Genomic DNA, 12,076 nt, shown 5'->3' on the forward strand with positions numbered 1-12,076 from the left:
CGTGGCATCGACGCCCGCGCCTCCCCAGACGCCCCCGAAGCCCACCTGGGACCCCAGGAGGCCGCAGCCCGCGCTCCCGTGGCTGCGCCCGACCATCCGCATACGCCTCACGCTGCTGTACGGCGGCATGTTCCTGATCGCCGGCATTCTGTTGCTGTCGATCATCTACCTGCTCGCAGCGCAGGCCATCAGCACGGGCAACCAGCCGCCGTTCAAGATCGTGAGCGCCACCGGCGAGGTCAAGGTCGCCAGCGCCGGCTGCCCCGCGGTCACCAACGAGACGGGCCTGGCCCAGTTCAACTCCGTGATCAGCGCCTGCATCGACCACCAGCGCCAGGTGACCCTGGACAACCTCCTCAGCCGCTCCCTGCTCGCCCTCCTCGGCCTCGCGATCATCGCCTTCGCCTTCGGCTACGCGATGGCCGGCCGTGTGCTGTCGCCGCTGGGCCGGATCACACGCACCGCGCGCGCGGTGGCGAGCTCGGACCTGTCCCGCCGTATCGAGCTGGACGGCCCGGACGACGAGCTGAAGGAGCTCGCCGACACCTTCGACGAGATGCTGGACCGCCTGCAGCGCGCCTTCACCGCCCAGCAGCGCTTCGTCGGCAACGCCTCGCACGAGCTGAGAACACCGCTGGCGATCAACCGCACGCTGCTCGAAGTGCACCTCTCCGACCCGGGCGCGCCGATGGAGCTGCAACAGCTCGGTAAGACGCTGCTGGCCACCAACGAACGCAGCGAGCAGCTCGTCGAGGGCCTGCTGCTGCTCGCCCGCAGCGACAACCAGATCGTCGAGCGCAAGCCGGTCGACCTCGCGGAGGTCGCCGAACAGGCCGTCGACCAGATGCACGGGGAGGCGGCGGCCAAGGGCGTGGTGATCCGCGGCGAGCAGAAACCCGCCGTCGTCCAGGGCAACGGCGTCCTGCTGGAGCGGATCGCCCTCAACCTCGTACAGAACGCCGTACGGTACAACGTGCCGGACGGCGGCTGGGTCGAGGTGACCACCGACGTCCAGCACGGCCAGGCGGTTCTGGTCGTGTCGAACACCGGGCCGGTCGTGCCGGCATACGAGATCGACAACCTGTTCGAGCCCTTCCGCCGGTTGCGTACGGAGCGGACGGGTAGCGACAAGGGTGTCGGGCTCGGCCTGTCCATCGTGCGCTCCGTGGCCCGGGCGCACGGCGGCCATATCGCGGCACAGCCGCGCGAGGGGGGTGGGCTCGTGATGCGGGTCACTCTGCCCGTCTGAGATCATGTCGCCGACACACGCGAGGATGTTCGCTTTGCGCTGAATTTTCTGGGCCTCGACCGGGCCTGGTCGTGTGTGATCGATCACAAGGGCGAATTTCCGGCCATCTACTCTCCGTGATCATGATTGCTGCCCTAAAGCCCGGAAAATCCGGGTTTTCGGGGGTCCTGATCACGGGAAGTACACGGTGAGACGCCTTTGAAGTGCGGCATTCGGACCGTGTACGGTCCCGATCGCCATCCAAGCCGATCACTCGTGAGGAGTCCGGTTGGGTGTCGATTGAGTAACAGACCTTGATGTGAGGCAAAATCTCCGCCTCGAGGCGGGCACAAGTCCGGCCTCTCACGCGTTACGTGCGCTGGAGACACCGCAGAGACACCCAGAGGGGGAGAGGCGAAATGGCTACCGATTACGACACCCCACGCAAGACCGACGACGACGTCGATTCCGACAGCCTTGAAGAGCTGAAGGCACGGCGGAACGACAAGTCGGCCTCGGCCGTGGACGTTGACGAGTTCGAGGCCGCAGAAGGCCTTGAGCTGCCCGGCGCAGACCTCTCGAACGAGGAGCTGGCCGTCCGGGTGCTGCCGAAGCAGCAGGACGAGTTCACCTGCATGAGCTGCTTCCTGGTGCACCACCGCAGCCAGCTGGCCCGGGAGAAGAACGGCCAGCCGATCTGCCGCGACTGCGACTGAGGAGGGGTCGGCCGTGACTGGCTCGACCCCACCTCGGAAGCGCCGATTCCCCCTACGGGGAACGGACAAAGGGCCCTCCCGGGGCCCTCACGGCGTGCGTGACGGCGAGCGAGGCTCATCCGGAAAGGGAGCGATCCCCGCAGGATCGGCCTCGCTCGAACCCGCGACTGACCAGGGTGACCTCCCGGCGCCTACGCGGAACGCCGCCCCCGTCGCCAGGATGGGGGTCCCCCCGCTCGAGCGCAGTCGAGAGTGGGGGAGGGCGGCGGTCATCGGGGCGAGAGCCACGGTCCTGGCCAGGGAAGGCGTCCGCAAGGGCGGGAACCGCGCCAGGGCGGGGCTGGCGCATCTCGCCGACCGGATCATCGAGATCGCCCCGAGGATCCCCGTACGGGACCTCCAGACGCTCCGCAGACAGTTCCCGGGTCTCGGGCCCGAGCGGCTCGCGGACAAGCTCGTGACGGGCGCGGCGAACGCCACGTCCACCGTCGGCGCGGGCATCGGGGCGGCGGCGATGCTTCCCGTGCCGCCCGCGATGCCGGCCGAACTGGCCGCGGAGATCACCGGGGTCGCCGCGATCGAGCTCAAGCTGATCGCCGAACTCCACGAGGTCTACGGCGTGCGGCCGACGGGCGGCCTCAAGGACCGCAGCACCGCCTATCTGCGCTCATGGTCGGGCGAACGCGGGGTCGACGTCCTCAAGCCGTCCTCGATCAACGCGGCGCTCGGCGGCCAGATGAAGCGCGAGTTGCGCCAGCAGATCATGAAGCGCATGGTCCGGGACCTGCCGAACCTCATGCCCTTCATGGTGGGCGCCGCCGTCGGCGCGGTCATGAACCGGCGGGACACCAAGAAACTGGCCGGGAAGGTCCGGGCCGACCTGCGGAAGATGCAGGTGCCGTGGGACGCGCTGCCCGAACTGCCGCCCCTGGAGAAGCCGGTGGATCCACTGGCCCTGGGGGAGATCCCCAGGAATCCCCTGAACCCCGAGGGCACCGAGACCCCCGAAAACCCTGAGAAGCCCGAGAACCCCAGGGAACTCGGGCGCTGAGGCCTGTTCGAGGTCGCCGGCTACGCCGTCGTCTCGCGTGCTGCCTTGAGGGCCTGTGCGAGGCGCTCCGGCTCCCGCGTCGACAGGTACAGGTAGGGCGTGGGGTCGTCGGGGTCGGTGACCTCCACCCGCAGCGCCGTGGGGATGTAGGAGCGCAGCAGCAGGAAGGCCCGGGTGTCGGCCTTGTACGTGCGCCAGGCGCGCGCCTCCTCCGCGTCCAGGATCTCCGCCTCGCCCAGGGCCGCGACCGGGATCTTCGCCTCGCCCGCGATCAGGGAGTCGCCCACGACGCGGATGCGGAGGGATCCGTAGGAACTGGCCATGACCGCCGCGACCGCCGTGCCGCCGGCCAGGCCGCCGAGCAGGGGCAGGGTGCCGAAGGGCAGCAGGATCAGGGCGCACGAGACGCCCACCAGGAACGAGATGAACCACCAGGAGCGGGGGGCGGTGAGACGTTCGTCGTAGGGGGTGGCGGAGAGCTGCATGGAGCCAAGCTTGGCACGGTGAGGGTGGGCGACGGGCGGGCGGGTAAGGTCTGCGGCTGTGAGTGGTACTTCCGCAGCTCTTGAGCCTCCGGCCAATGCCGTGAAGCCCGTCCGGCACCCCGATGCTCCCGCGCCCGGCGAGCTTCTCGGCGCCCACTACGAACACTGTTTCGGATGTGGCGGCGAGCAGACTCACGGGCTGCACCTGGAGGCGCGGGCCGGCGAGGAGGTGACGGTCACCGCCGAGTTCACCGTGCAGTCCGCCCACCAGGGCGCGCCCGGTCTGGCGCACGGCGGAATCCTGGCCTCCGCCCTCGACGAGACGCTCGGCTCGCTGAACTGGCTGCTGCGGACCGTCGCCGTGACCGGACGGCTGGCGACCGACTTCGTACGGCCCGTGCCCGTCGGGACCACGCTGCACCTGGCGGCCGCGGTGACGGCGGTGGCCGGGCGCAAGATCTACTCGACCGCCACCGGGCGGATCGGCGGCCCCGACGGGCCCGTCGCCGTCCGGGCCGACGCGCTCTTCATCGAGGTCGCGGTCGAGCACTTCGTGAACCACGGCCGCGAGGAGGAGATCCGGGCCGCCATGAGCGACCCGGACCAGACCCGGCGTGTCCGCGCCTTCGAGGTGAACCCGTGAGCAGTGACTCCCTGAACGTGCTGATCCGGCGCATCGACCCCGACGTACCGCTTCCGGCGTACGAGCACCCGGGGGACGCGGGAGCCGATCTGCGCACCACGGAGAGCCGTGAACTGGCGCCAGGGGAGCGGGCCGTGCTTCCCACGGGTGTTTCCATCGCCCTGCCCGAGGGGTACGCGGCCTTCGTGCACCCACGTTCGGGGCTCGCCGCCCGGTGCGGCATCGCCCTCGTGAATGCCCCGGGGACGGTGGATGCCGGGTACCGTGGGGAGATCAAGGTGATCGTGGTGAATCTCGACCCGCGCGAGTCCGTGCGGTTCGAGCGCTTCGACCGGATTGCCCAACTGGTCGTCCAGCAGGTCGAGAGGGTCCGCTTCCAGGAGGTCGCGGAACTTCCCGGCTCGGCGCGGGCCGCGGGGGGCTTCGGGTCCACCGGCGGGCATGCCGCCGTGGGCGGCGCAAGCGGTACAAGCGGTCAGACCGCCGTAGGCGGCGCGACGGGTGGGAATCGATACGCTTCGGTCGTATCCGACCGGGAAGGACAGTGACGTGTTCGGACGTCGCAAGAAGAAGGGTGCCGCCGAGGACGCGGCCGGCGAGGCCGAGCAGGTCGTCGACAGTGTCGACGCTGAGGCGGACGACGTAGCGGGCGAGGGTGAGGGCCGGCGCGAGCGTGCGCGGCTCGAGCCCGAGCCGCGGCCCGACGGACCCTGGGACGACTCCGAGGTGCGCGACCCCGCCGAGGGCCGCGTGGACCTCGGCGGGATCTTCGTGCCCGGGGTCGACGGCATGGAACTGCGGGTCGAGGTCGCCGGTGACGCGATCGTCGCGGCGACCGTCGTGCTGCGCGACAGCGCCGTCCAGTTGCAGGCCTTCGCCGCTCCCAAGCGCGAGGGCATCTGGGGCGAGGTGCGCGAGGAGATCGGCTCCGGCATCACCCAGCAGGGTGGCATCGTCGACGAGGTCGAAGGCCCGCTGGGCTGGGAGCTGCGGGCGCAGGTGCCGGTGCAGTTGCCGGACGGCACGGGCGGCTTCCATGTCGTGCGGTTCGTCGGCGTGGACGGTCCCCGCTGGTTCCTGCGCGGGGTGATCTCGGGCCAGGGTGCGGTGCAGCCGCAGGCGGCCGGGCTGCTCGAGCAGATCTTCCGGGACACGGTCGTGGTTCGCGGCGAGGGCCCGATGGCGCCGCGCGACCCGATCGTCCTGAAGCTGCCGAACGACGCGCAGATGGTGCCCGAGGGCGTCCAGCAGCAGGACGACAGCTCCCGCTTCTCCGGCGGCATGGGCCAGTTGCAGCGCGGACCGGAGATCACCGAGGTCCGCTAGTCGGACCTCGGACGGCAGATCGACGGACGGCAGACCGTACGGCCGAAGGGGCCGCATCCCGATCAGGGGTGCGGCCCCTTCGCGTTCCCGTGGGGTGCGGCGACCCATGGGACCGATGGACCGATGGGTGTGAACCGATTCGGGGGGCTCGTCCGATGAAGGGGTGAGGGCCGCCGGTGTTCGTCTCACCGCGTCAGGGTTGTGTCAAAGGCGTCCCTCGCCTTTCAGCTCGTCCCTTTTGTCAGAACTGTTGGCCGTAAGGTCGACGCTGCGTACGCAGTAGTTACTGGAAGACAATGAGGCCATGGCACGCGGAAAGCTTCGGATCTACCTCGGTGCGGCACCGGGCGTGGGCAAGACGTACGCGATGCTGTCCGAGGCGCACCGGCGGGTGGAGCGCGGCACGGACTGCGTGGTGGCGTTCGTCGAGCACCACGGGCGGCAGCGCACCGAGGTGATGCTGCACGGCCTGGAGCAGGTCCCGCGCCGCGAGCTGGAGTACCGGGGCGGCGTCTTCACCGAGATGGACGTCGACGCGGTCCTCGCCCGCGGCCCGCAGGTCGCCCTGGTGGACGAACTCGCCCACACCAACGTCCCGGGTTCGCGCAACGCCAAGCGCTGGCAGGACGTGGCGGAGCTGCTCGCCGCCGGAATCGACGTGGTCTCGACGGTCAACATCCAGCACCTGGAGTCGCTGGGTGACGTCGTGGAGTCGATCACGGGGGTACGGCAGCAGGAGACGGTGCCGGACGAGTTCGTGCGGCGGGCCGACCAGATCGAGCTGGTGGACATGTCACCCCAGGCGCTGCGGCGGCGGATGGCGCACGGAAACATCTACAAGCCGGACAAGGTCGACGCGGCCCTGTCCAACTACTTCCGGCCCGGCAACCTCACCGCCCTGCGGGAGCTGGCCCTGCTGTGGGTGGCCGACCGGGTCGACGAGTACCTGAAGCAGTACCGCAGCGAGCACCGGGTGTCGGCGATCTGGGGTTCGCGCGAGCGGATCGTGGTCGGGCTGACCGGCGGCCCGGAGGGGCGCACCCTGATCCGGCGGGCGGCGCGGCTCGCGGAGAAGGGCGCCGGCGGAGAGGTCCTGGCCGTGTACATCGCCCGCAGCGACGGGCTGACCTCGGCCTCGCCCAAGGAGCTGGCGGTCCAGCGCACCCTCGCGGAGGACCTGGGCGGCACCTTCCACCACGTGGTCGGTGACGACATCCCGGCCGCGCTGCTCGACTTCGCCCGCGGGGTCAACGCCACGCAGATCGTGCTCGGCTCCTCACGCCGCAAGACATGGCAGTACGTCTTCGGCCCCGGAGTCGGCGCGACGGTCGCCCGCGAGTCCGGGTCCGACCTCGACGTGCACATCGTCACCCACGACGAGGTCGCCAAGGGGCGCGGGCTGCCGGTGGCCCGGGGCGCCCGGCTCGGGCGGGCCCGGATCCTCTGGGGCTGGCTGGTCGGAGTGGCGGGCCCGGCGCTGCTGGCACTGCTGCTGAACACCGTCCACCTCGGCCTCGCCAACGACATGCTGCTGTTCCTGGCGGTGACCGTGGCCGCGGCGCTGCTCGGCGGACTGCTGCCCGCCCTGGCCTCGGCGGCCGTGGGCTCGCTCCTGCTGAACTACTTCTACACACCGCCCCTGCACAGATGGACGATCGCCGACCCGAAGAACATCGTCGCCATCGTGATCTTCGTCGGGGTGGGGATCTCGGTGGCGTCGGTGGTGGACCTGGCGGCCCGGCGTACGCATCAGGCGGCCCGGCTGCGGGCCGAGTCGGAGATCCTGTCCTACCTGGCGGGCAACGTGCTGCGGGGCGAGACCAGCCTGGAGGCGCTCCTCGAGCGGGTGCGGGAGACCTTCGGGATGGAGTCCGCGGCGCTGCTGGAGCGGACGGAGGGCAGAGCGCCGTGGACCCGCGCGGGGCACGTCGGGGTCGGACGCCCGGTCGAGCGGCCCGAGGACGCGGACGTGGACGTGCCGGTCGGCGACCACCTGGCGCTGGCGCTCACCGGGCGCGTGCTGCCCGCGGAGGACCGGCGGGTGCTGGCCGCGTTCGCCGCTCAGGCGGTCGTGGTGCTGGACCGGCGGCGACTGCAGGAGGAGGCCGACCGGGCCCGTGCGCTGGCCGAGGGCAACCGCATCCGCACGGCGCTGCTGGCCGCCGTCAGCCACGACCTGCGCACGCCGCTGGCCGGCATCAAGGCGGCGGTCTCCTCGCTGCGCTCCGACGACGTGGCCTGGTCCGAGGAGGACCAGGCGGAGCTGCTGGAGGGGATCGAGGACGGTGCGGACCGGCTCGACCACCTGGTGGGCAACCTGCTGGACATGTCCCGCCTCCAGACCGGTACGGTCACGCCGATCATCCGCGAGATCGACCTCGACGAGGTGGTGCCGATGGCGCTCGGCGGGGTCCCGGATCCGCAGGAGAGCGTGGAGCTGGACATCCCGGAGACGCTGCCCATGGTCGCCGTGGACGCCGGGCTGCTGGAGCGTTCGGTCGCCAACCTCGTGGAGAACGCGGTCAAGTACAGCCCGGTCGGCGAACCCGTGCTGGTCTCGGCGAGCGCGCTGTCCGAGCGGGTCGAGGTGCGGGTCGTGGACCGTGGGCCGGGCGTCCCCGACGAGGCCAAGGAGCGGATATTCGCGCCCTTCCAGCGCTACGGCGACGCCCCGCGCGGGGCCGGGGTGGGGCTCGGCCTCGCGGTCGCCCGCGGCTTCGCCGAGGCGATGGGCGGCACACTGAACGCCGAGGACACCCCCGGCGGTGGCCTCACCATGGTCCTCACCGTCCGCGCGGCGGGCCCGCGCCCCGAGCCACAGCCCGTACAGCCCGATCCGCAACCCGTGCAACCCGACCCGCAACCGGTGCAACCCGCACAACCCGAGAGGCAGGCCTCATGCTGAGCCCGGCTGGGGCGACACCCCAGGCCCCCACGAGGGTGCTCGTGATCGACGACGAGCCGCAGATCGTGCGCGCCCTCGTGATCAACCTCAAGGCCCGCAAGTACGAGGTCGACGCCGCTCACGACGGCGCCACCGCCCTCCGGCTCGCCGCCTCCCGCCACCCGGACGTGATCGTCCTCGACCTGGGGCTGCCCGACATGGACGGCGTCGAGGTGATCAAGGGGCTGCGCGGCTGGACCCGGGTGCCGATCCTGGTGCTGTCCGCCCGGCACACGTCGGACGAGAAGGTCGAGGCGCTCGACGCCGGCGCCGACGACTACGTCACCAAGCCCTTCGGCATGGACGAGTTGCTGGCCCGGCTGCGGGCCGCCGTCCGCCGGGCCGAACCCGCCGGGGGCGGCGAGGACGAGGTGCTGGTGGAGACCGACGGCTTCACCGTCGACCTCGCCGCGAAGAAGGTCCAGCGGGCCGGGAAGGACGTACGGTTGACGCCCACGGAGTGGCATCTGCTGGAGGTGCTGGTGCGCAACTCCGGCCGGCTGGTCAGCCAGAAGCAACTGCTGCAGGAGGTGTGGGGGCCGTCGTACGGGACGGAGACCAACTATCTGCGGGTGTACATGGCGCAACTGAGACGGAAGCTCGAGGCGGACCCCTCGCATCCCGCGCACTTCGTCACGGAGCCCGGGATGGGGTACCGGTTCGAGCGCTGACACGGCAGCGATAGGCCAGCGATACGGCAGGTGGGAGGGCGGGTACGGCGGCGGGTACGGCTCTGTCGGTGCACCCCGGTACGCTTCAGATATGAGTGCTGTTCCTCGTCCCCAAAAGTCGGTGGGCCGGTTCCGGCGCATGCTCGACCGGCTCTCCTCGTCGCAGGAGGATCTGGAGTCCGAGGAGCTGCGGGAGGACACCGAGACGGCTGGCTGTACGCGGATCGGAGACTGCCAGGACCGCCAGATAGTGTCGGTTACTGGTACCTTGCGCACGGTCACCCTGCGGCCGCGTGCCGGAGTGCCGGCCCTGGAGGCCGAGCTGTTCGACGGCAGCGCCGCGCTGGACGTGGTGTGGCTGGGCAGGCGGTCCATCGTGGGGATAGAACCGGGACGCAGACTCATCGCATCGGGCCGGGTCTCCATGAGCCGGGGCCGCCGGGTGCTGTTCAACCCCAAGTACGAACTGAGACCCCTGGGTAGGGAGTAGCCGGTGACGTCGCTCGACAAGCCGACCGAAGACACGACTGCGGAAGACACCGCCGCGGCCGACGCCCGGGCGGTGACCGAGGCCGCCCTGTTCGAGGCGTTCGGCGGCGTGCGCGGCATGGTCGAGACGGTGGTGCCGGGCCTGCTCTTCGTCACGATCTTCACGATCAACAAGGACCTGCACATGTCCGCGATCGCCGCGCTCGCGGTGTCGCTGGTCCTGGTCGTGGTCCGGCTGGTGATGAAGGACACGGTCAAGCACGCCTTCAGCGGGGTCTTCGGCGTCGCCTTCGGCGTCGTCTTCGCGATGATGACCGGCAACGCCAAGGACTTCTATCTGCCGGGCATGCTCTACACGCTGGGGCTGGCGCTGGCGTACATCATCACCACGCTGTGCGGGGTGCCGCTGATCGGGCTCATCCTCGGGCCGGTGTTCAAGGAGAACCTCTCCTGGCGCACCCGCAATCCCGGCCGCAAGAAGGCGTACGCGAAGGCCAGTTGGGCGTGGGGGCTGATCCTTCTCGCCAAGTGCGCGATCCTCTTCCCGCTGTACTGGTGGGCGAACACCGCGCAGCTCGGGTGGGTGCTGGTGGCGCTGAAGATTCCGCCGTTCCTGCTGGCCGTGTGGCTGACGTGGGTGTTCCTCGCGAAGGCGCCCGCGCCGATTGATGTGTTTGCGGAGATGGAGGCGGAGGAGAAGGCGGAGGCTGAGCGGGAGGCTGCCGCCGGGGCCTCGGAGGTTGGGGCGCGGCACCGTCGGGAGGGGTAGTTGCCGGGGTTCGCTGACCGTCCCTGGGGGCTGCCGCCCCCAGACCCCCGCTTCGGCCCTTAAGGGGCCTCGTCCTCAAACGCCGGACGGGCTGAAAGGCCCTGACCGACGCTGGAAAACCGGCAATTCGCTGGAAACCTGACAACTGGAAACCTGACAAGGGGCGCCCTGAGAATTCAGGGCGCCCCTTGTCGCCGTCTGTCCCGAAGGTCAGTTGCCGGTGCCGGGCTTGCGTACCGACAACAGGTCCTCGAGTTGTTCCTCTCTTGCCTGGGCGGCGACGAAGAGTAGTTCGTCGCCCGGTTCGAGGGAGTCCTCGCGGGACGGGGTCAGGACGCGGGTGCCGCGGATGATGGTGACCAGGGAGGTGTCCTCGGGCCATTCCACGTCGCCGACCTGGGTGCCGGCCAGGGCCGATTCCTCGGGGAGGGTCAGTTCGACGAGGTTGGCGTCGCCGTGGCTGAAGCGGAGCAGGCGGACCAGGTCGCCGACGCTCACCGCCTCCTCGACCAGGGCGGACATCAGACGCGGGGTCGAGACGGCCACGTCCACGCCCCAGGACTCGTTGAAGAGCCACTCGTTCTTGGGGTTGTTGACGCGGGCGACGACGCGCGGAACGCCGTACTCCGTCTTCGCCAGCAGCGACACGACCAGGTTGACCTTGTCGTCGCCGGTCGCGGCGATGACGACGTTGCAGCGCTGGAGCGCCGCCTCGTCCAGCGACGTGATCTCGCAGGCGTCGGCCAGCAGCCACTCCGCCTGGGGGACGCGCTCGACCGAGATGGCGGTCGGCGCCTTGTCGATCAGCAGGATCTCGTGGCCGTTCTCCAGCAGTTCGCCCGCGATCGAGCGGCCGACGGCTCCGGCTCCGGCAATGGCGACCCTCATCAGTGACCGCCTTCCCTCGGGCCCTCGGCGAACGACGCCTCGACCTTCTCGAGCTCGTCCGTGCGCAGCATCACATGCACCAGGTCCCCCTCCTGCAACACCGTCTGCGAGGTGGGCAGGATCGCCTCGCCGAGGCGGGTCAGGAACGCCACACGGACGCCCGTCTCCTCCTGCAGCTTGCTGATCTTGTGACCGACCCAGGACGGGGCGGCGTGCACCTCGGCGAGCTGGACGCCCCCGGTGGGGTCCCGCCACAGCGGCTCGGCCCCCGAGGGGAGCAGCCGGCGCAGCATCTGGTCGGCCGTCCAGCGGACGGTGGCGACGGTCGGAATGCCCAGGCGCTGGTAGACCTCGGCGCGCCGGGGGTCGTAGATGCGGGCGGCGACGTTCTCGATGCCGAACATCTCGCGGGCCACGCGGGCGGCGATGATGTTGGAGTTGTCCCCGCTGGAGACGGCGGCGAAGGCGCCCGCCTCCTCGATGCCGGCCTCGCGCAGGGTGTCCTGGTCGAAGCCGACCCCCGTGACACGACGGCCGCCGAAACCGGAGCCCAGTCGTCGGAAGGCGGTGGGGTCCTGGTCGATCACGGCGACCGTGTGCCCCTGTTGCTCCAGGGTCTGGGCGAGAGCGGAACCCACTCTGCCGCAGCCCATGATGACGATGTGCACGACCGTCCTTCCGAGGTCAGGAAGTCAAAAAGATGTCAAGAAGTCAATGAGTTTTCTGGCCTGGCCGTTGGGGGGCGGCCTTGAACAGGGTCTCAGACCGTCGCCCAAGCTACACACGCGCGGTCCCCGCCGGGCACCCCCGTGCACGGTCCGTGCCCGGTGCTTGCGCGCTGTGCGCGATCAGCGACGGCTGATGCT

Annotated in this window: 13 protein-coding genes; 10 read left to right on the forward strand and 3 right to left on the reverse strand. The window is 70.3% G+C overall.

Going from position 1 to position 12,076, the window contains the following annotated elements; all coding sequences use genetic code 11:
• The first annotated feature begins 1 nt into the window (after position 1).
• The 3 genes from OG352_RS32090 to OG352_RS32100 all read left to right on the forward strand — a co-directional run bounded on the left by OG352_RS32090 (position 2) and on the right by OG352_RS32100 (position 2,995).
• Positions 2-1,249 (forward strand): sensor histidine kinase, encoded by a 1,248-nt coding sequence (locus OG352_RS32090; RefSeq protein WP_329221744.1) that lies wholly within the window; start codon positions 2-4, stop codon positions 1,247-1,249.
• Positions 1,250-1,647: 398 nt separating this feature from the next.
• Positions 1,648-1,944 carry a DUF4193 domain-containing protein gene (locus OG352_RS32095; protein ID WP_003993510.1) on the forward strand — a complete coding sequence of 99 codons (297 nt, stop codon included), beginning with the start codon at positions 1,648-1,650 and terminating at the stop codon, positions 1,942-1,944.
• Between the two features lie 13 nt (positions 1,945-1,957).
• A complete protein-coding gene (locus tag OG352_RS32100; protein ID WP_329221745.1) occupies positions 1,958-2,995 on the forward strand; it encodes a hypothetical protein in 1,038 nt (345 codons plus the stop codon).
• Positions 2,996-3,015: 20 nt separating this feature from the next.
• Here the strand turns inward: OG352_RS32100 and OG352_RS32105 are convergent, their stop codons facing one another.
• Entirely contained in the window at positions 3,016-3,480 is a 465-nt protein-coding gene (locus OG352_RS32105; RefSeq protein ID WP_329221747.1) for a DUF3093 domain-containing protein, read from the reverse strand.
• A 58-nt stretch (positions 3,481-3,538) separates the two neighbouring features.
• On the opposite strand from OG352_RS32105, the gene OG352_RS32110 reads away from it, so the two are divergent.
• From OG352_RS32110 to OG352_RS32140, 7 genes are all read left to right on the forward strand, one after another.
• On the forward strand, positions 3,539-4,123 hold the full coding sequence (locus OG352_RS32110) for a PaaI family thioesterase (RefSeq protein ID WP_329221749.1): 585 nt from the start codon (positions 3,539-3,541) through the stop codon (positions 4,121-4,123).
• Positions 4,120-4,671: a dUTP diphosphatase gene (gene dut / locus OG352_RS32115; RefSeq protein ID WP_329221751.1), complete on the forward strand. Its 552-nt coding sequence runs from the start codon at positions 4,120-4,122 to the stop codon at positions 4,669-4,671. The genes OG352_RS32110 and dut overlap by 4 nt, the downstream gene beginning before the upstream one ends.
• Position 4,672: 1 nt before the next feature.
• On the forward strand, positions 4,673-5,449 hold the full coding sequence (locus OG352_RS32120) for a DUF3710 domain-containing protein (protein WP_329221752.1): 777 nt from the start codon (positions 4,673-4,675) through the stop codon (positions 5,447-5,449).
• Positions 5,450-5,753: 304 nt separating this feature from the next.
• Entirely contained in the window at positions 5,754-8,354 is a 2,601-nt protein-coding gene (locus OG352_RS32125) for a sensor histidine kinase KdpD (protein ID WP_329221754.1), read from the forward strand.
• Entirely contained in the window at positions 8,348-9,064 is a 717-nt protein-coding gene (locus OG352_RS32130; protein WP_329221756.1) for a response regulator, read from the forward strand. Before OG352_RS32125 ends, OG352_RS32130 begins: the two co-directional genes overlap by 7 nt.
• A gap of 91 nt (positions 9,065-9,155) precedes the next feature.
• On the forward strand, positions 9,156-9,554 hold the full coding sequence (locus tag OG352_RS32135; RefSeq protein ID WP_329221758.1) for an OB-fold nucleic acid binding domain-containing protein: 399 nt from the start codon (positions 9,156-9,158) through the stop codon (positions 9,552-9,554).
• A gap of 3 nt (positions 9,555-9,557) precedes the next feature.
• On the forward strand, positions 9,558-10,322 hold the full coding sequence (locus tag OG352_RS32140; protein ID WP_329221760.1) for a DUF3159 domain-containing protein: 765 nt from the start codon (positions 9,558-9,560) through the stop codon (positions 10,320-10,322).
• 210 nt (positions 10,323-10,532) lie between these two features.
• Here the strand turns inward: OG352_RS32140 and OG352_RS32145 are convergent, their stop codons facing one another.
• Positions 10,533-11,210 carry a potassium channel family protein gene (locus tag OG352_RS32145; RefSeq protein ID WP_329221762.1) on the reverse strand — a complete coding sequence of 226 codons (678 nt, stop codon included), beginning with the start codon at positions 11,208-11,210 and terminating at the stop codon, positions 10,533-10,535.
• Positions 11,210-11,878, reverse strand: a complete 669-nt coding sequence (locus OG352_RS32150; RefSeq protein ID WP_329221764.1) for a potassium channel family protein — start codon at positions 11,876-11,878, stop codon at positions 11,210-11,212. The genes OG352_RS32145 and OG352_RS32150 overlap by 1 nt, the downstream gene beginning before the upstream one ends.
• Between the last annotated feature and the right edge of the window lie 198 nt (positions 11,879-12,076).

Source organism: Streptomyces sp. NBC_01485 (assembly GCF_036227125.1).
GTDB lineage: Bacteria > Actinomycetota > Actinomycetes > Streptomycetales > Streptomycetaceae > Streptomyces.